Annotated in this window: 24 protein-coding genes and 1 tRNA gene; 10 read left to right on the plus strand and 15 right to left on the minus strand. The window is 52.9% G+C overall.

What is annotated here, in order from left to right:
- Nucleotides 1–106: 106 nt before the first annotated feature.
- The gene (locus ACKXF9_RS04680; protein ID WP_418265448.1) at nucleotides 107–1213 is read left to right on the plus strand and encodes a GGDEF domain-containing protein; all 1107 of its coding nucleotides are present in this window, start codon (nucleotides 107–109) and stop codon (nucleotides 1211–1213) included.
- On the opposite strand, the gene ACKXF9_RS04685 is transcribed toward ACKXF9_RS04680, so the two are convergent.
- Nucleotides 1204–1863 carry a helix-turn-helix domain-containing protein gene (locus ACKXF9_RS04685; RefSeq protein WP_418265449.1) on the minus strand — a complete coding sequence of 220 codons (660 nt, stop codon included), beginning with the start codon at nucleotides 1861–1863 and terminating at the stop codon, nucleotides 1204–1206. The two genes, ACKXF9_RS04680 and ACKXF9_RS04685, sit on opposite strands and share 10 nt — an antisense overlap.
- A gap of 312 nt (nucleotides 1864–2175) precedes the next feature.
- Between ACKXF9_RS04685 and ACKXF9_RS04690 the strand changes: the two genes are divergently transcribed.
- Nucleotides 2176–3291, plus strand: coding sequence for an ABC transporter ATP-binding protein (locus ACKXF9_RS04690; protein ID WP_418265450.1), 1116 nt, complete (start codon nucleotides 2176–2178; stop codon nucleotides 3289–3291).
- 90 nt (nucleotides 3292–3381) lie between these two features.
- Here ACKXF9_RS04690 and ACKXF9_RS04695 read toward each other — a convergent pair whose 3' ends face one another.
- The 4 genes from ACKXF9_RS04695 to ACKXF9_RS04710 are packed head-to-tail and all read right to left on the minus strand — an operon-like array spanning nucleotide 3382 to nucleotide 5880.
- Nucleotides 3382–4272 (minus strand): LysR family transcriptional regulator, encoded by an 891-nt coding sequence (locus ACKXF9_RS04695; protein WP_249237997.1) that lies wholly within the window; start codon nucleotides 4270–4272, stop codon nucleotides 3382–3384.
- A gap of 12 nt (nucleotides 4273–4284) precedes the next feature.
- A complete protein-coding gene (gene tsaA / locus ACKXF9_RS04700; RefSeq protein WP_418265451.1) occupies nucleotides 4285–4983 on the minus strand; it encodes a tRNA (N6-threonylcarbamoyladenosine(37)-N6)-methyltransferase TrmO in 699 nt (232 codons plus the stop codon).
- Between the two features lie 12 nt (nucleotides 4984–4995).
- Complete coding sequence (locus ACKXF9_RS04705; protein WP_339395477.1) at nucleotides 4996–5214, minus strand: aspartate dehydrogenase; 219 nt, start codon at nucleotides 5212–5214, stop codon at nucleotides 4996–4998.
- Between the two features lie 48 nt (nucleotides 5215–5262).
- Nucleotides 5263–5880 (minus strand): LexA family protein, encoded by a 618-nt coding sequence (locus ACKXF9_RS04710; protein ID WP_249238000.1) that lies wholly within the window; start codon nucleotides 5878–5880, stop codon nucleotides 5263–5265.
- 194 nt (nucleotides 5881–6074) lie between these two features.
- On the opposite strand from ACKXF9_RS04710, the gene ACKXF9_RS04715 reads away from it, so the two are divergent.
- Together ACKXF9_RS04715 and ACKXF9_RS04720 are read left to right on the plus strand one after the other, a co-directional pair.
- Nucleotides 6075–6356 (plus strand): helix-turn-helix domain-containing protein, encoded by a 282-nt coding sequence (locus ACKXF9_RS04715; protein WP_249238001.1) that lies wholly within the window; start codon nucleotides 6075–6077, stop codon nucleotides 6354–6356.
- Complete coding sequence (locus ACKXF9_RS04720) at nucleotides 6334–6645, plus strand: hypothetical protein (protein ID WP_249238002.1); 312 nt, start codon at nucleotides 6334–6336, stop codon at nucleotides 6643–6645. The genes ACKXF9_RS04715 and ACKXF9_RS04720 overlap by 23 nt, the downstream gene beginning before the upstream one ends.
- 134 nt (nucleotides 6646–6779) lie before the next feature.
- Here the strand turns inward: ACKXF9_RS04720 and ACKXF9_RS04725 are convergent, their stop codons facing one another.
- Complete coding sequence (locus ACKXF9_RS04725) at nucleotides 6780–6947, minus strand: FeoB-associated Cys-rich membrane protein (protein WP_418265452.1); 168 nt, start codon at nucleotides 6945–6947, stop codon at nucleotides 6780–6782.
- A gap of 179 nt (nucleotides 6948–7126) precedes the next feature.
- Here ACKXF9_RS04725 and ACKXF9_RS04730 point away from each other — a divergent pair.
- From ACKXF9_RS04730 to ACKXF9_RS04740, 3 genes are all read left to right on the plus strand, one after another.
- Nucleotides 7127–7203 (plus strand) — tRNA-Val (locus ACKXF9_RS04730).
- A gap of 357 nt (nucleotides 7204–7560) precedes the next feature.
- Nucleotides 7561–8172 (plus strand): DarT ssDNA thymidine ADP-ribosyltransferase family protein, encoded by a 612-nt coding sequence (locus ACKXF9_RS04735; RefSeq protein WP_418265453.1) that lies wholly within the window; start codon nucleotides 7561–7563, stop codon nucleotides 8170–8172.
- Between the two features lie 21 nt (nucleotides 8173–8193).
- A complete protein-coding gene (locus ACKXF9_RS04740; RefSeq protein ID WP_418265454.1) occupies nucleotides 8194–9213 on the plus strand; it encodes a macro domain-containing protein in 1020 nt (339 codons plus the stop codon).
- 132 nt (nucleotides 9214–9345) lie between these two features.
- Here ACKXF9_RS04740 and ACKXF9_RS04745 read toward each other — a convergent pair whose 3' ends face one another.
- The 4 genes from ACKXF9_RS04745 to ACKXF9_RS04760 form a co-directional block, all read right to left on the minus strand.
- Nucleotides 9346–9483, minus strand: coding sequence for a hypothetical protein (locus ACKXF9_RS04745; protein WP_418265455.1), 138 nt, complete (start codon nucleotides 9481–9483; stop codon nucleotides 9346–9348).
- A gap of 143 nt (nucleotides 9484–9626) precedes the next feature.
- Nucleotides 9627–10511 carry a hypothetical protein gene (locus ACKXF9_RS04750; protein WP_418265456.1) on the minus strand — a complete coding sequence of 295 codons (885 nt, stop codon included), beginning with the start codon at nucleotides 10509–10511 and terminating at the stop codon, nucleotides 9627–9629.
- Nucleotides 10512–10523: 12 nt separating this feature from the next.
- Nucleotides 10524–12059, minus strand: a complete 1536-nt coding sequence (locus ACKXF9_RS04755) for a relaxase/mobilization nuclease domain-containing protein (protein WP_418265457.1) — start codon at nucleotides 12057–12059, stop codon at nucleotides 10524–10526.
- Complete coding sequence (locus ACKXF9_RS04760; RefSeq protein WP_118553933.1) at nucleotides 12031–12465, minus strand: plasmid mobilization protein; 435 nt, start codon at nucleotides 12463–12465, stop codon at nucleotides 12031–12033. The genes ACKXF9_RS04755 and ACKXF9_RS04760 overlap by 29 nt, the downstream gene beginning before the upstream one ends.
- Before the next feature lie 441 nt (nucleotides 12466–12906).
- On the opposite strand from ACKXF9_RS04760, the gene ACKXF9_RS04765 reads away from it, so the two are divergent.
- On the plus strand, nucleotides 12907–13056 hold the full coding sequence (locus ACKXF9_RS04765) for a hypothetical protein (protein WP_418265458.1): 150 nt from the start codon (nucleotides 12907–12909) through the stop codon (nucleotides 13054–13056).
- A gap of 98 nt (nucleotides 13057–13154) precedes the next feature.
- Here the strand turns inward: ACKXF9_RS04765 and ACKXF9_RS04770 are convergent, their stop codons facing one another.
- A complete protein-coding gene (locus tag ACKXF9_RS04770) occupies nucleotides 13155–13742 on the minus strand; it encodes an ATP-binding protein (RefSeq protein ID WP_418265459.1) in 588 nt (195 codons plus the stop codon).
- On the opposite strand from ACKXF9_RS04770, the gene ACKXF9_RS04775 reads away from it, so the two are divergent.
- On the plus strand, nucleotides 13741–14601 hold the full coding sequence (locus tag ACKXF9_RS04775; protein WP_418265460.1) for a recombinase zinc beta ribbon domain-containing protein: 861 nt from the start codon (nucleotides 13741–13743) through the stop codon (nucleotides 14599–14601). The genes ACKXF9_RS04770 and ACKXF9_RS04775 overlap by 2 nt on opposite strands.
- Nucleotides 14602–14869: 268 nt before the next feature.
- Nucleotides 14870–16027 (plus strand): XRE family transcriptional regulator, encoded by a 1158-nt coding sequence (locus ACKXF9_RS04780; RefSeq protein ID WP_418265461.1) that lies wholly within the window; start codon nucleotides 14870–14872, stop codon nucleotides 16025–16027.
- 295 nt (nucleotides 16028–16322) lie between these two features.
- Here the strand turns inward: ACKXF9_RS04780 and cas6 are convergent, their stop codons facing one another.
- The 4 genes from cas6 to csm3 are packed head-to-tail and all read right to left on the minus strand — an operon-like array spanning nucleotide 16323 to nucleotide 19771.
- On the minus strand, nucleotides 16323–17078 hold the full coding sequence (cas6, locus tag ACKXF9_RS04785; RefSeq protein ID WP_418265462.1) for a CRISPR system precrRNA processing endoribonuclease RAMP protein Cas6: 756 nt from the start codon (nucleotides 17076–17078) through the stop codon (nucleotides 16323–16325).
- Nucleotides 17075–18163 (minus strand): type III-A CRISPR-associated RAMP protein Csm5, encoded by a 1089-nt coding sequence (gene csm5, locus ACKXF9_RS04790; RefSeq protein WP_418265463.1) that lies wholly within the window; start codon nucleotides 18161–18163, stop codon nucleotides 17075–17077. Before csm5 ends, cas6 begins: the two co-directional genes overlap by 4 nt.
- Nucleotides 18160–19125, minus strand: a complete 966-nt coding sequence (csm4, locus tag ACKXF9_RS04795) for a type III-A CRISPR-associated RAMP protein Csm4 (RefSeq protein WP_348584551.1) — start codon at nucleotides 19123–19125, stop codon at nucleotides 18160–18162. The genes csm5 and csm4 overlap by 4 nt, the downstream gene beginning before the upstream one ends.
- Nucleotides 19106–19771 (minus strand): type III-A CRISPR-associated RAMP protein Csm3, encoded by a 666-nt coding sequence (gene csm3, locus ACKXF9_RS04800; protein WP_339395484.1) that lies wholly within the window; start codon nucleotides 19769–19771, stop codon nucleotides 19106–19108. Before csm3 ends, csm4 begins: the two co-directional genes overlap by 20 nt.
- Nucleotide 19772 lies beyond the last annotated feature (1 nt).

The raw sequence follows: 19772 nt of genomic DNA on the forward strand, positions 1-19772 counted from the left end.
AATGTAAAAATATGCCAGTATTTTCTTGAAACGGAAATAAAAAACAGGTATAATACACAGAAGGACGGATGATCGAGGAGCTTAATCATGAAATGAAGGAACTGCTATGAATCCTTATTATACAGCCAATACCATCTTTGTGGTGCTGGCCATGATGATCATGCTGGCGGCGGTCAGCTTCAATACAACGCTGGATCAGCAGCGCAAGAATATCACCCGGGTCCTGTTTCTGGTCATCAGCACGGCGGCACTGTGCGAGTGGCTGGGCAATGCGCTGGACGGCACCCCGGCAGAATCTATCGGGCTGCATAAGCTGGTAAAATATGTCGAGCTGTGCAGTGCGCCGTATCTGGGCCTTTTGTGCGGCAAAAGCCTCAGCAGCCGCGTTTTGTGGGAGAAGGGCATCCGATGCCTGCTGGCATTCCATGTGATGCTGGAGACCGTGAGCCTGTTCACGGGGCAGATCTGGTATGTGGATGCGCAGAACATCTACCACCACGGCCCGCTGTACGCGGTGTACATTGCATTCTATTGCTTCAGCGCCGTATATTATCTGGTGCAGGAGCTGCAGACCTTCCGGCGCTACCAGCAGAGCGGCAGCGTGATGGTGCTGCTGGTCACGGTCTTTCTGGCCAACGGCATCGCGGTGACCCTGCACGATAACAATGTGGAGATCATCTGGCTGGTGGTGGCCATCTCGGCCATTATGCTGTACAAATTCTACGGCGACATTTTGCAGCAGGTGGATGGCCTGACCGAGCTGGGCAACCGGTGGAGCTTTGAGGATCACCTCAAGCGGTACCGCGGTGCCGGTGTGATCCTGTTTTTTGATGTGGATCACTTCAAGATGATCAACGACACCTACGGCCACGCGGTCGGCGACAAATGCCTGTGCACGGTGGCGCAGGGCCTGCGCGAGGTGTACGGCGCCAGCGGCCGCTGCTTCCGGATGGGCGGCGACGAGTTCTGCGTGGTGCTGCGCCGGGATCTGGACAGGGTGGAACAGCTGAACGCCGAATTTGACGCGTGGCACAAGGAACATATCGGGAGCGACCAGCCCGTGATGAGCATTTCCATCGGGTGGGAAGCCTTTGACACCGGCACGGAAAGCGTGAAGGAAGCCTTCCGCCGCGCCGACGAGGCCATGTATCACGCCAAAAATGCGTGCAAAGAGGCCCGCATGAAGGAAACAGATACAGCTTCTCAGATATAAAGCTCCTGTTCGCGCAGGGATTCTTCCGGGGAAAGCCCGGACTGCGCGGCATGACCGGCCATTGCCCGCCACTGTGCGGGAGATTGGCCGGTTTCTTTTTTGAACACGCGGCACAGGTAGTTGGCCCCGGAAAAGCCGCACAGGCTGGCGACCACGTCCAGCGTGTATTCCCGGTGGAGCAGCAGCCGCTGGGCGGCCTCGATGCGCACGGTGGTCAGATACCGGCCCGGCGGCACCCCGATGGCAGCGGTAAAGGTGCGCACCAGATGGCTCTTGGACACGCCCAGCCGCTCGCTCAGCTCTTCCACACCGTACAGGCCCGCGTAGTTGGCGCGGATGTCCTCGATGGCGGCCTGTACCAGCGGCGGCAGGGCAGGGGCGGCGCTGTCGGCGTCAGAAAGCTCACACAGCAGCGCGTAGGCCAGCTGACTGCGCGCCCGGCTGTGGGAGGATTTTTCCTCGGCCAGACGGCCCATCAGCTCGGCGGCAGCAGGGCAGGAGCCGCCCTTGGCAAGGAAGGGCAGTTCCCGCAGCCCGGTGAGAAACTGAGAAGCGGCCTGTCCGGTGAGTTGGACGCAGAGCAGGTGACAGGCGCTTTCCGGCACGAGAGACAGCGGCGCGCGGCTCAGGATCAGGTGTCCGGCGGGCACCGACTGCGGCGGCAGGATCGAGCGCGGCCCCCGCCGGCGAGGGCCCGGCCCCGGGGACGGAGGCGGTGCATTTGCCGCTGGACACAAGGCAGACCCACAGCCCTTCGCCCGACAGGGTGAGGGGTGCGGAAAGCTGGAGATCCTGCACCGAAGAGGGCGCGGCGACAACGTTCCAGTCAAACAGCAATATCTGACACCTCTAATCAATAAAATGCTATTTTATATCACAAAATTATCTGCTATTATAGTACCAACGAAACAACACGCCGTCAAGTGCGTGAAATACAAAATATCAAACGGAGGATAACGCTTATGGCTTCCATCAGCTGCCAGCACATCTACAAGATCTACCCGGGCGCAACTGCCCCGTCCGTTACCGACTTCAACCTGGAGATCCAGGATAAGGAGTTCATCATTTTCGTCGGCCCCTCTGGCTGCGGCAAGTCCACCACCCTGCGTATGATCGCCGGTCTGGAGGAGATCTCCAAGGGCGAAATGTACATCGGCGGCCGTCTGATCAACGACGTTCCCCCGAAGGATCGTGATATCGCCATGGTGTTCCAGAGCTACGCTCTGTACCCCCACATGACCGTTTACAAGAACATCGCTTTCGGTCTGGAGCTGCGCAAGACCCCGAAGGACGAGATCGACAAGCGCGTGCACGAGGCTGCCAAGATCCTGGAGATCGAGCACCTGCTGGACCGCAAGCCCAAGGCTCTGTCCGGTGGTCAGCGTCAGCGTGTTGCTCTGGGCCGTGCAATGGTTCGTAACCCGGCAGTCTTCCTGCTGGACGAGCCCCTGTCCAACCTGGATGCCAAGCTGCGTACCTCCATGCGTACCGAGATCATCAAGCTGCACAAGAAGCTGGCTACCACCTTCATCTACGTTACCCACGACCAGACCGAGGCTATGACCATGGGCGACCGTATCGTTGTTATGAAGGACGGCGTCATCCAGCAGGTCGATACTCCGCAGAACCTGTACGATATGCCCTGCAACATGTTCGTTGCCGGCTTCATCGGCAGCCCCCAGATGAACTTCCTGGACGGCACCCTGATCAAGAAGGGCGACCTGTACGGTGTTGACCTGGGCGGCGACGTGATCCCCCTGCCCAAGGAGAAGACCGCAGACGGCAAGCTGGATGCTTACGTCGGCAAGAAGATCAAGATGGGCATCCGTCCCGAGGACATCGACGACGAGCCCGAGTTTATGGCAAAGCACGCTGACTGCCAGCTGGATACTCAGGTGGACGTCTCCGAAATGATGGGCGCTGAGATCTACCTGTATCTGGAGTACAAGGGCAACAAGATGACCGCTCGTGTGGCTCCCACCTCCAAGGCCCGCAACGGAGACACCGTCCGCGTTGCATTCGATCCCCACAAGGTCCACCTGTTCGACGTCGAGACCGAGCTGACCATCCTGAACTAAACATTTTAGCGACGATCATTTTTGATCCTCCTATCATAAGAGAAACCGCCGAAGGAAAGAAACCTTCGGCGGTTTTTCGTTTGTTCCAGATCATTTTGCCTGTGTATCTTCCAGCACCAGCTCGATAAAAGCCTTCATCTGAGGCGTGAGCCATTTGTCCCGGTGGTAGAACAGCTGGCGGTGCATCTCCACGGCACAGTCCGGCACGCTCAGCCGGGCAAGGTGCCCTGCGGCCAGCGCCGGACGAACGATGTACTCCGGCAAAAAGGAAAGCCCCATGCCCTGCTCCACCATCTGGCACAGCAGGGCGGCGCTGCCCAGCTCCAGATACGGGTGCACGGCAAGTCCGCGGGCCGCAAGACACTGGTCCAGCGCGTCCCGGTAGCTCATGCCCCGCTCGGTGAGCAGAAACTCCTGCTGCGTCAGCTCTTCCAGTGAGACTTCTGCCTGCCCGGCCAGCGGATGGCCGGAGGGGGCGATGAAGCACACCGGTTCTGGCACGTCGGCGGCAAGAACGAGGTTCGGCTGCAAAAGGGGCTGATCCAGCGTGTAGGCCAGATCGACCTGATTGGTGCCCAGCATCTGCAGCATCCCGTCTGCCGTGGTGGTGCACAGCACCAGCTCCACCTGCGGGCACAGGGCATGGTAGCGCTTGAGCAGCCCGGGCAGAAAGGTGGAGCAGACTGAATCCGCCAGCGCGATGCGCAGGCTGCCGCTGATCTGCTTTGCGGGCTGCAGCGCGGCCTGTGCCTGCTGGGCCGTGGCAAGCAAGGTGCGGGCGTAGCCCAGAAAGGTCTGGCCTGCATCGGTAAGCCGCACCGTCTTGCCCACCCGGTCGAACAGCGGGGCCCCCAGCTCGGCTTCCAGCTGGGCGATCTGGGAGGACACCGCAGACTGGGAATAGCCCAGATGCCGGGCCGTGCGGGAAAAGCTGTGCAGCTCTGCAATGTGCAAAAAGGTGTTGATGTTCCGCAGTTCCATAGACAGGCCCCCTCAGCGGCGGCAGACGCCGGTCACGGTCAGAAGCTCCCCGTCCACGGTGAAGTGGACTTCCAGCGGGCCGAACTCCATGCCATACACCCGCTGGGGATCGTGCTGGTAGGAGGGGCGCGGGTCGTTCGCCAGCACACCGGTCAGGGCGGCACGGTCGGACTGCGGCACCTGTTCCAGCAGCTCCGGCGGGAACGCTACCTGCAGATGGTGGGACTGGGTCTGCCCCGTGAAGCCTTCGGCGGCGTCCGGGTGGCAGTCGGCATAGGGGATATAGGGCTTGATGTCGTAGATGGGGGTGCCGTCCATCAGGTCGGCCCCGCGTACGATGAGCACCGGGCCCACGTCCGGCCGGTGCTCGATGGCTTCCAGCCGTACACTGGAAAGGCCCAGCGGGTTGGGCCGGAAGGGCGACCGGGTGGCGAACACGCCCATGCGGGTGTTGCCGCCCAGACGGGGCGGGCGCACGGTGGGAGACCAGCTGTCCCGCACTGCACCGGAAAACTGCCACACCAGCCAGATGTGGCTGAAATCTTCCAGCCCGCGCACCGCGTCGGCGCTGCGGTATTCCGGTGTGAACACCACCTCGCCGCGCAGCTCCTCTACAAGGCCGCTCTGGCGTGGGATGCCGAACTTGGTGGGAAAGGCCGTGTGGATATGTGCAATGACCTTCAGGGTCATCTCTTCGGGTGCAGTTGGCATGGCGAACTCCTTTTAATAGATCTTTTTCAGGGGGCATTCCGGCGGGATGCCGTACCGTGCCCGGAATGCGTCCAGTTCCTGAGGCGTGCGGATGAGCTGAACGTCCTCAAAATGGCCATCCGGGGAGATGAAACCGGCCACCTGCTCCCCGGTGCAGATGCTGCACCGCAGTGCGGGCTGCTGGGTGGCGGGGTCGTAAGAACGGGCAGGCTTTTTGCGGGAGAAAAACATGAGAAGCCTCCTTCTTTTATGAAACGTGTCTGAAAGACGGCAGGCGGCTCACAGCCCCCGGCAGAGGCCGACGGCCCGGCCCTCGATGTGCAGTTCTTCCAGCTGCGGGCCGGTGTAGACCATCGGCGGGCAGACGGCAGCGTTGTCGGCAATGAGCATCACGGTGCTCCCCTGACGATGGAAGTGCTTGAGGGTGGCCTCGCTGCCGATGCGCACCGCTGCGATCTGGCCCTGCTCCACCTCCGGCTGGCAGCGGATGCATACGATATCCCCATCGCAGATGGTGGGAGACATGCTGTTGCCGTGGCAGGTCAGGGCAAAGTCGGCCCGCCACGCAGCGGGAACGCCGATATAGCGTTCAACGTTCTGTTCTGCGGTGATGGGCGTGCCGCAGGCGATGGACCCGATCAGCGGGACCCGCACCATGGCAGGCAGCGGCTCAAAACCCGGCGGCGGACAGGGCGCATCCAGTCCCAGCAGGTAGGCGGGAGTGGTCTCCAGCGCGGCAGCAAGCTCCTCGAGCTTGGCCTGCGGCAGGTCGTTGACGCCCTTTTCCAGCTTTGTGATGGAGGATTTGGAACGGTAGCCCATGCGCTGGGCAAGCTCCTCCTGCGAAAGGCCCAGCTCTTTGCGGCGCAGGCGCAGGCGGGTGGATAATTCAGACATGGAAAACCTCTCTTGTAAACGTATGGTTGTTTGTTGAAGTGAAGGTCTGCTGCCCTCAGTATACCAGATAATTGCATTAAAATCAACTTTTTTCGGTGGATTTGGGAAAATGTGTTGACAATAAATCAATACAGGAATATACTACAACCAAAGATTGTTGCATGCCGATGCAAATACAAAAAGGAGAGAGGAACATGGCAAATACAGAGATGATCCGGGAGTACATTCGTGCCAGCGGCTACAAGCTGCAGTATGTGGCACGGGCAATGCAGATCAGCCCCAACGCGCTGGGACAAAAACTGCAGGGCCACACGCAGTTCAAGCTGAACGAAGCGGAACGGCTCAGCGCAGTGCTGGGCCTGAGCATGTACGAGCGGGACCTTTGCTTTTTTGAAGAGCAGAACCGCCGCGAGGCACTGGCGCGCCGTGCGGATGAAAAAAGGAGGGGAGAGTGTGACAAACGAGCAGAGAAATAAAACGCGGCTGGCGCTGTATCGGTACGGGATGCGGCAGAGGGCGCGCAATCCGGTGGAACACAGCTGGTGCGCTGCGATCGAAGAGAGCCTGACCTATTACCGCCAGCACGACCCGCTGCGCGCCGACCTGTTTGAGCTGCGCTATGTCCAGCACCGCACAGAGGACGATGTCATGGACCGGCTGCACATCGGGCGCACGACCTATAAAAAAGCCCAGCAGGACCTGCTGAGCACCGTGGCAGTGTACGCGGCCGAGCGCGGCGTGTTCTACCGTGAAACAGACAGCTGAAGAATACGAATGCCCCCGGAGCATGCCAGCAGGCAGCATCCGAGGGCATTTTAAGTTGAGATACCGGTTCCATGCGCAGGGCACACCGCCGGAACGGCTTTTTGCCTTGACGCGCCCTGCTTGCGAAATGGATTTCAGTGCTTTTTGCCGGGGTCCGGGTTTTCGCAGCGGCTGTGACAGGATGCACAGTTGCCGCCGCAGCCTTCGCCCTTCCAGCCGCCCTGCTTGGAGATCCATACAACGGCCAGTGCAAACAGGATGACCAGAACGATCAGCGTGATGATTCCACGAAGTGTCAACATTTTTCTGTACCTCTTTTCCGGAAGGAAAGGTTTCCGCATCCAGTATACACGATTTTGCCCCGAAGGGCAACGGAAAGTAAAAAGAAAAAGTGTGATTTTTTTAAAATTAGGGCTTGCATTTTGGCAAAGGCCGTGCTATAATAATCACGTTCCAGTTCGGAGCGCACGAAACAAAATATGGAGGATTAGCTCAGCTGGTTAGAGCACCTGCATCACACGCAGGGGGTCTGGGGTTCGAGTCCCTAATTCTCCACCATACAGTTCGTACTCGAACCCGATTCTTTACGAAAAAGGGTTCGGGTACGTTTTTTGTTTATCGGAGGTTTTGCGTTTGCGGCAGCAACAAACACCCCAGTGGGGTGTTTGAGCAACAGAACGGTCCGCGTTAGCAGATGGAGGAGCTTCGCCCCGACAAGTTCTACGGAAGGACTACACGGTAAACAGGAACGAGCAAAGGCAGGGTATCATCGTGGCGGTGGTCTCCTGCCTTTTGCTTGTTTGGGAATTTCGCCTTGTTAGAAAATTTCTAGTCTATGTTGAAAAGCTTTTCCTTTTATGATATAATCAATATGGGTAAATATATCGTGATTTGATGATGTGCGGAGGTGAAATCATGGCTACTGCGCCAAGCATGGGAAAACTAATCTATCATATAACATCTATAGATAATCTTCCTTCGATTTTAAAGTTTGGTCTGCTCTCTCGAAAATGCATATTACAAAACCACGACATACACTTTACTGATATTGCCGATCCAGAAATCTTAAGTAAACGTGAGCGATATAAGGAAGCTCTTTCACAATATGTCTTATTTCATTTTTTTGCAAAAAATCCATTTGATGGTGCAGTGTGCGAAAAGTATGGATCAGAAAATATGGCAATCATCGCTGTTTGGAGAAGTATTTGTGAACATAATAATTGTCAAATAATTCCATCACATCCATTGGATAGTGATGCTCCAGATCTTTATTCTTATGGAGAAGGTTTCAAGAAGGTTCGATGGAATATATTAGACGATAGAGAGCATCGCGATTATAAAAATGCAGAGATCCGGAAAGCATGTATGGCAGAATGTGTTGTGAAGGGATGTGTTCCGGTATCAGATTTTGCATATATTTATGTTTATAGTGAAAGGGCAAAAGAAAAGATTTTAAAAATGGAAAATGCCGTAGCTATTAAGGATAGGATACAGGTTATGCCTAGTATGTTTCCCATAAGTCGATAATTAAATTGGGAGGTGATTCAAGTGTTTTTCTATACAACAGGAGATTTGCTCCAGTCCGATGCGGAAGCTCTTGTCAACACAGTAAACTGTGAAGGTTATATGGGAAAGGGAATCGCCTATCAATTTAAACTTAAATTTCCAAACAACAACAAAGACTATGTTAAGGCGTGTAAAAATGGTACACTACGTCCCGGAAAACTTCATGTTTATAAGGAAAGTGAAAAAATCATCATTAATTTCCCGACCAAAGATAAATGGCGTGAAAAATCACGAATGGAATATATTGAGGATGGGTTGGATGCGCTTGTTTTACTAATAAAAGAACTCAACATAAAGAGTATAGCTATTCCACCGTTGGGAAGTGGTAATGGTGGTCTTATTTGGAATGACGTTAAGCAAGTTTTGGCAAAAAAACTAGAGGACACAGCCAAACAGGTAGCGATTTATATTTATGAGCCTTCTCGAAACTTTGCCACAACGCCAACACAGGAGCCAAAACTGAGCACATCAGCACTCGTGTTAATGGAATTAAAGGGGCATTTAAAAAAGTTTAACAGTCTTCGTTTGCAAAAAGCGGCGTATTTCATGGATTTGTTTTCCTCAAAAAAATATTTTCGTTTTGTTCCTCATAAATACGGTCCTTATGATCATTCCATTGATATAGTTAGTAAGGGAATTCGTGAATTTCAGCAGTTTCATGGAACATCTTCTACAAAAGAAGCTGAGAAAATTCTATTTAATAAACTTACGAGTGAGTCGGTAAATAATACTTTACAAGCATTGCTCCCTTGGATCATAAAGTCTTGTGATTTTGTAAACTCTATTGAAACTGATCATGAACTAGAATGTTTGGCAACAATTTGTTTTCTAATTGAAAATTCAGGAGGCTTAACAGCAGAAGGAATTGTTTCCGGATTTAAGAATTGGTCTGAGGAAAAGGCAAAGAGGTTTACTGAACAAGAAATTATCGAGGGAATCCAAAAGTTATATATGCTTGGAGTTATAGAAAAAAATCTTGTAGGTTATAAACTTGCTGCATAAAACAAAAACAGGGTGCGCCCACCCGGACGCACCCTGCCAAAGACCACAGACAATAGCGATATGTATACCAGGGAGTTCCCCAGCGGGAACTTCCTGGATTTCTTTTTTGTTTGCGTGATGAGCCTGTTCTGCCTACCATGCGGCAAATTCTCTTTGGCCTTCCTCGCTGTTCCAGCAGGCAAGGATGGCCGGGTAGAATGCCCGTGCCAGACGTTCGATGGCTTCATCGGGATAGGGGGAAGTGTTTGTGGACTTTTTCTTTTTGTTCAAACGCACGCTCCTTTGATCGTCCCACCGCAGCAAAGCCGGGCAAGAAAATCAAAGTTCCAGTTTTTATCAGGCGCAAGGGCGCGGATGCTTTCCGCCCTGCACTTGCGGCTGGTGGCTCGTTGATGGCTTACAAGTGCCTGTCGTTATGCGATTTTTTCATCGTTCAGCATTTCTTCAAACTGTGCCATATACGCTTTGTGCTGCTTGAGGATTTTTAGCGTTTCAGTTTTGGCGTAGGAATCGTCCGGTAGCTTAGGCAAGTATCTCATCAAAAAATCAAAGTCCTGCTGAATCCGCCGGACGGCGACTTCCAGCGCAGAGTAGTTGATTCCAGAGTAGTGTGAGTAGCTCGACTGCGGAGCGGGACGGTCTTCCGGGTGCAGAATCTCGTGCACGATCTGCTTGCGGTTCGGAAAATCAGCTCTGGCGAGGCGGTGCATATCGGCATCACGGACTTTGAATTGCCCGGACAGGATCTTTTCTTTTGTACCGGGCATCATCTGCTCCATGATCTCCACGCCCCGCATGAACTTTTCAGAACGGGCAACGTAGGATTCGCTGACATTGTTCCGCTCTGCAATCTGCTTACGAACGCTTGCTTCTGTGGCAGTGGGAGGAATTGTGTCAAATTGACACAATTCCTCCGGGGCGGTTTTCTTGGCAGCAGCCGTGTGCTGGTTGTTGCCGTTTCCACCGGGCTTCCGATGCTCCAGACTGTACTGTTTTCCAATGAGGAACTTCTTCTGCTCCGGCGTGAGATTACGCCGCCCCAGCTGATTCTTGCAGATCCATGCGAGGACTTCTTCTCTGCTTTCAAACGGGAGCGGCATGGTAGAAAAGCGGATTTCGGGATGTTTCTGAAGAATCGCATAACGGTTGTGACCATCAACAAGTGTGTTGTTCCACACGATCAAAGGAGAAATCAGCTTGCCCTCTTTGAGGATGTTTTCTTCAAGCTGCTTAAATTCATCATCGGTCAGAGGAGGAATCTGGGACTGGAACTCCGGGTCGATTTTCAGATTGATCATACGCACACTCCTTTATCTCTCCTGCTGCGTCTGTTCTTCCTCCCGGAAAAAGGACGCAACATTCTGCTTTGCGGTTTTCAGTTTGAGCAGTTCTTCCTTAGCTTCCTTGTACTGCTCGTAGAACTTTGCCTTTTCGGATGCCAGCTGCGCATACTCGGCTTCCAGTTTTTTCGGGCTGGGCAGCTTGGTGAGGTTGTTTGCCTTGAAATAGGCTGCTGCCGCCCGGTACGCTGTCAGCTCTGCACGATGCTGTTCCTCAAAGACTGCGGGGCGCTTGGCGGTCTTTAACTGCTGGGCAACATTCTTGGTGCTGGTGTAGGCTGCGATGTGATAGCGCAGCTCATTGTTGGCTTTCATGCGACCTTCGAGGTCTTTCACCACCGCTAGCGAGTCGTGATACTTGGTTTCCAGTTCAGCGATGCGCTGGTTCAAGGTGTCCTCGTCGGTCAAGCCCTTTTCCTGCAGAAGCTTCACGGTCTGTGCCATAATTTTGAGATTGTGTTTCGTGAGCCAACGCTTATAGCCGATGCCCTTGTCCTCGATCATCCTCGACTGGATGTCGATCAGTTTCCCGATGGCATCCTGCTTGAACTGCACCTTAGGTTTGCGTTCGGCGTTTGCCTGCAACGTGGCAAGCACTGCCGCCTTATCGAACTTGTCACCGAGATGTTTCGCTCGTATGAACTTTGATCTTCCAGCAGGTAGATAACTTAGGCACCCACGGCTTTCCTTGACGGCAATACCATACTGCTGCAAGAGCCTGTCGGAAAAATCTTCAAAGCTCGTGGCACGGTACAGCACTGAAGAAATCTGTTTCCGCAGGGTATCTTTTACGGTTTCAAACTTCTTCTGCCGGGGCTGCTGTCCGGCTACGGTAAGGGCGGCGTTTGCAAGGTCGAGCTTCTGCTGCCCACGCCTGCGCGCCCAATACTCCGCTTCGCTTACGCGCTCTTTCGAGCCGTTGAGAAGGTCAATCTGGTACAGTCCGGCACCCTCGCACAGCTCCATGACCTCGACACGCAAATGCCGCATGGTCTGGGCTGTGCTGGAGTGTTTCATGCCCTCTAGCCAGTCGCGGGGCTTCTGCATATAGGGCTTGCGCTCCACCTCTCGTGTTCGGATGCTGCCGATCACGATGTGGACGTGGATGTTTCCCGAACGGTTATGCCCATCCGGGTGAGTGCAGACGATGGCGGGATGACCGGGGAAGTTCTCTTCGCAGAATTTCAGGCCGAGAGCCTGTGCGGTTTCCATGGTCAAGCCATTGTCGGCTGCATCGCGTGGGTCAAAGCTGATGATATACTGGTGGCTCTTGATATCACCATGCTGGGTGTTCTTGCAATACTTGCGGTTTGCCAGCAGACAGGCCGTTGCGAATGAGAAATCGCCACACTCAAGGGTATCGAGGATGTACGATTCTCGCAGCATGGGTCGGCCTTGCTTGTCCAGAATTACCTTGCCGGAAAATTCATCGTGCTGGTAAACGAGGTACGCTTCGATGGCGGTGTAGTCCGAATTCTTAGAGCTGATATGCTTGAGCGTTGCCATACAGTTCACCCAGAACTTTCTCGGCGTGTAGCCGGAATGCGGTCAGGTCTGCAAGTTCGTCAAGGATTTTCGCCCGGATCTGCTCGGTGTCTGCACCGCCGGAGTTGAAGTGACGTGCAAGTTGGTTGAGGTTGATGCCTACCTTGCTGCACTGGGCAAGCAGGGTAGAAACAGCGGTCAGGGTTTCTTCTCCGCCGCCTGCAACGATGACTGTTTTCTCGATCTTGACGTTGTGGATGGCACGGCGGATAAAAGTGGAGAGGGAGAGATTCAGGAGTTTGCAAGTGAGTTCCAGTGACATTTTTTCCTCCGCTGTCACACGGAACTTGATGACGTGCGTTTTGTTGTTCGGCGTGTCGTGGTGCTGGGAATTGCTAGGAATCGGTTGAACATTCGTTTTGGTCATTGTACCTCCTGTCTGTTCGATAACTCCTCGGTGAAGTTATGTAAGCACGACACGCCGTTGCTGTTCGCACCGTCAGGTGCGAACCATGAGCAGGGTTTGGGGCAGGCACGCCCCAACAAGATCACTTCGGAAATGCAGGTGCATTGAAGAAGTGAAGTCCCGATGGAGCACAACATTTTCAAGAATTGAAAATTTGTGGCCACGGGACGGTTCTTGCCCTCTACCGCTGCGCTCAAAATCGTTTCCGGGTAATTGTTTCCGAATTGTTAAGACGCAAAAAAATAAGTAGAGGTTGTGCTGCTCATGGATGGGAATCACCGTTCGCTCCGAACGAAGTTCCTGCCCCTGTTTGTGCAGCGGCGTTGACGGAAAGTCTGTATCACGTCCGGTCGGCTCATGAAATTTTCAAGGTGCGTTTCCCATAAAAGAAAAATACCGCCCATGCAGCATAGCGATGGATTTTGTCGGGTGAATCGGCGGCAAAATGAATCGGATGTGTTGCGGGGCGGTAAATTCTTCGCAAGAAATAAAACCGCACAGAATCGTTTCTTTACAGAAATCGCTGTGGATTTGTTGGGAATGATAACATAAGTATTGATGTGTGTCAACACTTCAGGATAATGAATACATTAGATGAACGAAACACACAAAGCACAAGCGAAAGCAAAGCAATGTTTTAGGAGAATGTTTTAATTTTCGCAGTTCAGACGAACTTGAAGCGTAAATACACCGTCTTTCTTCTTCGTGTAGAAGTCACCATGGTTTTCCTGAACGATACGGTTTATATTTTTTAGCCCGTAGCCATGATGTTCTCCGATGCGGATTCCGCGAGAAGTATAACTGTATGGGTTTTCCAGCCGATAGAAAAGGCTCCGATATTGTTTGCGCAGCTGTAAATGGATGCTTCGTTGTTCCGCTGGCAGACCGCAACAGGCTTCAATGGCATTGTCAAATGTATTTCCGAGGATGATGCTCAGAGACAGCGATGAGATCGTCAAAACTTCAGGAATCGTCACATCTAGATTGACCTTGATGTTATTCTTCTCTGCGATTCGCAGGTAATAATTCAAAAGAGCATCCACAACAGGGTTCCCGACAGCAGAAACATTTGTGGAACGCTCAAAAATATCCGTGGCAGCTTGTGCAATCTTGTGAAGTTCTTTGGTATCGCCGTGTTCTGCAACCGCCTGCATCGCCAGAATGTATTTCTTTACATCATGCCGCAAAGAATCCCTGAACGAGCGCGGCCTGCGTACCCGCACCGGGAAACCGTTCATGAAAAACAGCTTCTTCCAGATCTTCCGCAACCGCCGCTACATCGGCGAATACCGCTACAAGGACATTGTGACGCCGGGCGGCATTCCGGCCATTGTTGACCAGGACCTGTTTGACCGGGTGCAGCAGCGTTTTGAGCAGAACAGGATCGCCCATGGTCGGCCTGCAAAAGAGGATGTGAGCTATCTGCTGACCACCAAGCTGTTCTGTGGCAAGTGCGGCACCCTGATGGGTGGCGAAAGCGGCACCAGCCACATGGGAAACACCTACTATTACTACAAGTGCGGCAACGCCAAACGCCACGGCAAGGCGCATTGCGACTTGAAAGCCATCCGCAAGGAGCCGCTGGAACGGTTCGTGGTGGACACTGCCATTAAGGTGATTTTCAGCGATGAAATCATCGAACGGCTGATAGATTTGGTCATGGAAGCCCAGCAGCAGGAGAACACCCGCCTGCCCGTTCTGAAAAACCAGCTCCGGGATACAGAGAAGCGGCTGGCAAATCTTCTGGAAGCCATTGAACAGGGCATCCTGACCCCGACCACCAAGCAGCGGTTGGACGAGCTGGAAGCCCGGAAAGAAGCCCTGAACACCAGCATTCTGGAAGAAGAGCTGAAAAAGCCCGTCCTGACCCGCGAATGGATGCGGTTCTGGTTTGAAAAATTCCGCAAGGGTGACATGAGAGACATGGAACACCAGCGGCAGATCATTGATACCTTTGTCAACTCGGTCTACGTCTTTGACGACCGGGTCGTGCTCAATTTCAACTTCACGGACGATTCCAAAACAATCTCCCGTGAAGAGGTGTTGGGTTCGAGTGCTGTGGAGAATTCTCCACCAAACGTAAGGCCGTTTACCTGAAGAGGTAAGCGGCCTTTTCTTGTACCTACGTGCTTTTTGATATGCAAAAGTGAAACAAATTCACTTTTGCATATTGATAATGAAACGTGTAGGAGGCCCCCTTTTCAGTCGTTTGTAGCAAAATTCGGAGAGGAACGGCAAAATGACCTCAGAAACCCGATTTTTGCAGATTTTTGAGTATAAAATTTTATCACCGAATTTTGTGCAGAATGACGGTGGTGCTTTTCATTCGGATTCTGATGCCGTATAATAAAGAAAAAGATCATGGATGAAAGGAGAAATCGCTGTGCGCTACACCATCCGGCATTTTGATTTGCCGCTGCTTACCTTTGAAGCAAACATGGACAGTGCAGATACGGACCTCCATATTATAAAGGTCTACGAAGAAAACCGTTCCTTTCTACCTTTGAACCTGACTGTATCAGAAGATGGCGTGGAACGCTGGCTGCGGCATCGCACAATTCCGAAGAACCGAGCGTATGTAGATGCTCTGCTCTCTAAGGTGGGGCTTTCTTTGAATCGACCGCTTGGAATTATTGCAGCCAATAAAGGCCTTTCACTCAATGATTGCTTTTGGGTAGATGCAGAGGGCTCCGGTGACACCTTTGAAAAAGTAAATCTTTACGATAATCGATTCAGTCAGGTGCTGGCAGCAATCGCCTTTACGGGATATGGCAGCAGCATACGAACTTCGCTTGCGTCCTGCCCGGAGTTCTCGACTAACGGGATGCTGCCAAAATGCTGGCGCAGACAAAACGGAAAAATCTACCTTTATAAAGGGGGTACGTCAGGGTTCAGCAATCTGGGGTTTGAACCGTACTCGGAACTGTATGCTTATCAAGTTGCGCAGGCAATGGGCGTGAATGCGATTCGCTACACCCTGACAAAAGATCTGAAAAAGACGCTTTGTTCCAAGTGTGAACTGTTCACCAGCAAAGAGTATTCTTATATTCCCATCGGACAGCTTGTGTCCAAAGGCGGAATAAAAGCAATTTTTGCGTATTATCAGACGTTAGGTCAGAACTTTGTGGATGCGCTGGAAGATATGCTGGTCTTTGATGCGATCATCTGCAACACTGACCGCCACTATGGAAACTTTGGCGTGTTGGTGGATAATAAGACCAACACGATTGCGGCACCCGCACCGCTGTTTGACCACGGAAACTCGCTGTTCAGTCTGGGCGGAACGGATCTTTGGGACAACCAGAAAGCGTTTGATGAATATGCCCGCACACTGCTTCCGCTTGCATACAATGATTTCTTTGCAGCTGCAAAGAGTGCAATGAAACCTCGTCACCGTACAATGCTCCATAAGCTGCTGGATTTCCATTTTGACCGCAGAGCAACACGTTATAATCTGCCGCCAAATCGCTTGAAGATGATCGAAAAAGAGGTACAGCGCAGAGCAAGAGTGCTTTTAGGGTAAAAAGGAAATCGCCAAACGTGAGAGATTTTTCTCTCATGCATTGGCGATTTTTTGTATCCATGAGAGAAAAATTCTCACAGATCGGCAGCTTTTCTCTTTGAAGTTGTTATGCCTTCGTTGTGGTCAGAACTTCATCATTGACCAGCTGATTGGCCTTATGCCGCCCCTGCGCGGACGCACAGCCTGCTGAAGCAGACCTTTTTGCTGTAGATGGCCCGGGGGTCAAGATGGATAGTATGATGCTACAATAAAAAGAGACTGATGCAGTGCAACAGTCTCTCGATAGCAATGAGGCTTATATAACGGGCATTTTTTTATAAAAATCCGTAGCAGCGCCTCCCATTCCAAGAGTGGTTTTGATGCCAACTCCGCCATGGGATGCAAAAGAGAGCAACGCGTTCCAAAGTTCCAGAAGCGGCGGCGCAAGGCGTGCCTCGATGGTCACATTGCCTTGAAAGGCTGGAATGCGCGTTTCTTTCAGCAGATAACGTGTGGTATGGAGATTATAATCCACAATATGAAGCCCTTGCTGTAAAGCCTGCAGTGCATCAGAATCGATAAGGGCATATTCTGGAAAGGCAGCGTTCCAATGCGCAATCAGACTTTGCAAAAGCAGAGTTTCCTGCGGGAAAATAGCATAGCGGCCGGACTGCTTGAAGGCGCAAGGCGACAGAAAAGCAATTTTGGCACGGGTTTCGCTGCGGGAGCGCCCAGAACGGATCAGCTCTTCAGCGGAGATTGCCGGAAAGGTGCGGACCTCTGAAACCGGGAAAGTCAATTCATGCAGAGGGATTTCCTTTGCAGATTCCAAAACGGGAAAAACTACCTGTCGAGCAGCGTCATTCAGCAGGTTGACCGTCCAGATCAAAGACTGTTTTTCCGGCGAAAAACATAGAAAATGCGCAATGGGGTGTTCCCCTTGCAGATGCATCTGCTCTCCAAATTCAGAAGAAATCTGTGACATCAGCCAGCCATACAGACGATAGGACCACGACTGTGGGATCCGCACATCATTGGGCGGAGATAAAACCAGTTGAATCTGCTGGATCATAAGATATTCACCCCGCAATATCCATAGGGATAAAGCCGACCACGAAAGCGAGCATATTTCATGGTGTGCGGGGAAATACCTTTTTCGGCATCACGCTCATGCTTATGTTTACGGAACATCTGCGCCATTTGCTCTGCTGTCCAGCGCAAACCTTCTTTTTCGCCCAGATAGGGATATGCCAGCGACTTGGCAAAGAACCCGGAGCCGCCGCCCAGGATCAGGTGTGGCTGCTGCGGCAGGTTAACGGCACCGCGCGGCAGGGTAAAATGCCGAGCGTAGGTCTGCTGATAGGATGCATCGAACTGTTGGATGGATTCCAGCAGAGAGTCTTTTGTAATGCGGCCCTTCAGCACAGACTGATCCAGGGTCAGCTTGAACCGGATGGCTGTGCCCGGTGCAACACATTCCCGGCAGAGGTTGATGCTGTGGGTTCCGCCATCTGTGGCGGAGTCTGTTTTTCCGGCCAGCATCATGCAGTTGTCCGGGATTGAGAGGCTGTCGGAAACCTGAATGCCACGGAAAATGCTGTTGACAGCGTCCGGAGCGGTGCTTCCATCTTTCAGAGTGCGCAGATGCAGCTGGTTGACATATTTCTCTTCCGGAAAGGTGGCCCGGCGGTTTGGCGCAAGGCTGTGTCCGGTACTGCGGTCAGCCAATACCGCACTCAGCAGCCATGCAGTACGCAGCGCACCCTTGATGCTGCTGCCGGGAATGTAGGCATGGCCCTGCGCATCACGCTGGAAAGCATGGATCTCTTTCAGCGAGTGCTCAGCATCCAGCGCATCTCCCACCTCGATCTGATAGCGCGTCAGCGTTTTCAGTTCTGCATCGGAAATGCCGCAGTCTTTGGTCAGAAAGGCCCAGAGATTGGACTGCTCGCTAAGCATAAACTGTCCGTACTTGTCCACCAGATCGTGCTCGACCAGAAAACTGAAAAATTTCTGCTCGTCCAGAAAGGAGACTTTGCCATTGCGGGTGTTGTACATGTACTCTTTTTTGGTATAGCTGCTGCCGTTGCCAACAAACAGAGGTGCCCATACATTCAGAGTAAGGTCAAAGATCTGCAGATGATCCTGCTGAATCATAATGTCACCCCCATAAAGATTGGCTTGGAATAGCGGTATACCGGATGCACATCCGACAAACCAACATCATACAAAGCACCCTGATAACGATTTTGCAGGACAGACCCTGCCGAAAGGGCATACTGCGTTTTTTTCTTCAGTGGAGTTTCCACACGATCGGATGCCATGAAGCCGCTGCGGCGCACCAGCTGGAAGGAGGCACCCTCTAATGCATGATCCAGTTCATCTGTCTGCGGCAGGCTGGTGGTCAGCAGCAGATAGGGTGCGCGGTTGGCAGAAAGTGCACGGCGCAGCCATTTGGTCTGCGCGTCAGAGGGTGTATTTAGACAAAGCTTTTGCACTACATGGAACTTTCCGTAACCAGAGCTGACTTTACCGCCGATGCCGGTAGCGCCCAGCCAATCCAGCAAATACTCCAGATCTTCATCCTGACCATCTTCGGTAAATCCGCAGATGAAATACAGTCCGCAGTCCGGCGCAAAACGGAACAGTCCAACCTGATACGGCATGGTATCCCCCTGCATGGGAACAGCTGCCTTGGTCTGCTCATAGTGGGTGCCAAAACTTTCCGGTTGCTCGTCAGGGGTAAAATGGCCTTCATGCAGGCTTCTGGCGTAGCGGTCGAATTCCAATACAGGGATCCAGGCTAGTTTTTTTACCTTTTTACGCAGGGTGGTTTCTACCTCCTCGGTGGATTCTGACGCGGCAATGGGCTTTGGCAGGTAAAACGTTTCGCCATACCAGGGCATTGTATCGCTGAGCAGGAATTTTCCCTGCCGGACCTGCGCACAAAGCTGTTCCAGAGCTTCTTCTCCGTGCTGGACGAGGGTCTCATGGCAGAGGGCAGAAAACAGGGTATCTGCCCGCAGGGTTTCTTCGGAGGTATAAAGCGACAATGCAGAGTCGGCCCCTCCGAAATGAACAGCTGTGTCAAACTGAAGCTTAAACAGAAAATAGTTCATAACTATCCACCTCATCAAAGAGGGATTTCAGGTGGCTGAGATCCGCCTGCGCGCCATAGCCTTCCAGCGCAAAGTTTTTCAGGCTGACACGGCCGCTGCCGCGGGAACCATGGCCGCCCAGATAATCCATCTGCAGCAGCTTCATGCCTTTGGCCAGAAGAGAAAGATCTTCCTCGACCTGTGCCGGGTCGGTCACATCGTAAACGATGCTGACACCGAACTTTGCACCGGCGATCACACGTTCGATCTGGCGAGGATTGGCCACAGAGTTGGCACGGGAAATGGCGTTTTCGGTCTTGACCTCGGTCACACCCACATTGGAAAGCTCTTTTGCATTGGACAAAAAGGCATCCGCAAACTGCAGGCGGGAACGGCGCACCGGCTCCGAGGAACCGAACAGGCGCAGAATGCGCTCGTCGTCCTTGTCGAAAGCAGGCATGTGTTCGATATCCTGACAGGTGCTGCGGGCCAGCAGGGTGCGCAGTTTGCCTTTCAGACTGCTGCCGGGTACGATGGGATAACCGGTATAGGGGTCACGCACCACCGGGCTGTCCACAGCACCAATGGCAGAAAAGGCAGAGGAACCGCCGATGTGCATACCGGTGCGCACTTCCAGATCGCACCGGATCAGAATTTTTCCATACATA

The sequence above is a fragment of the Faecalibacterium sp. 9 genome (assembly GCF_048320955.1).
Taxonomy (GTDB): Bacteria; Bacillota; Clostridia; order Oscillospirales; family Ruminococcaceae; genus Faecalibacterium; species Faecalibacterium wellingii.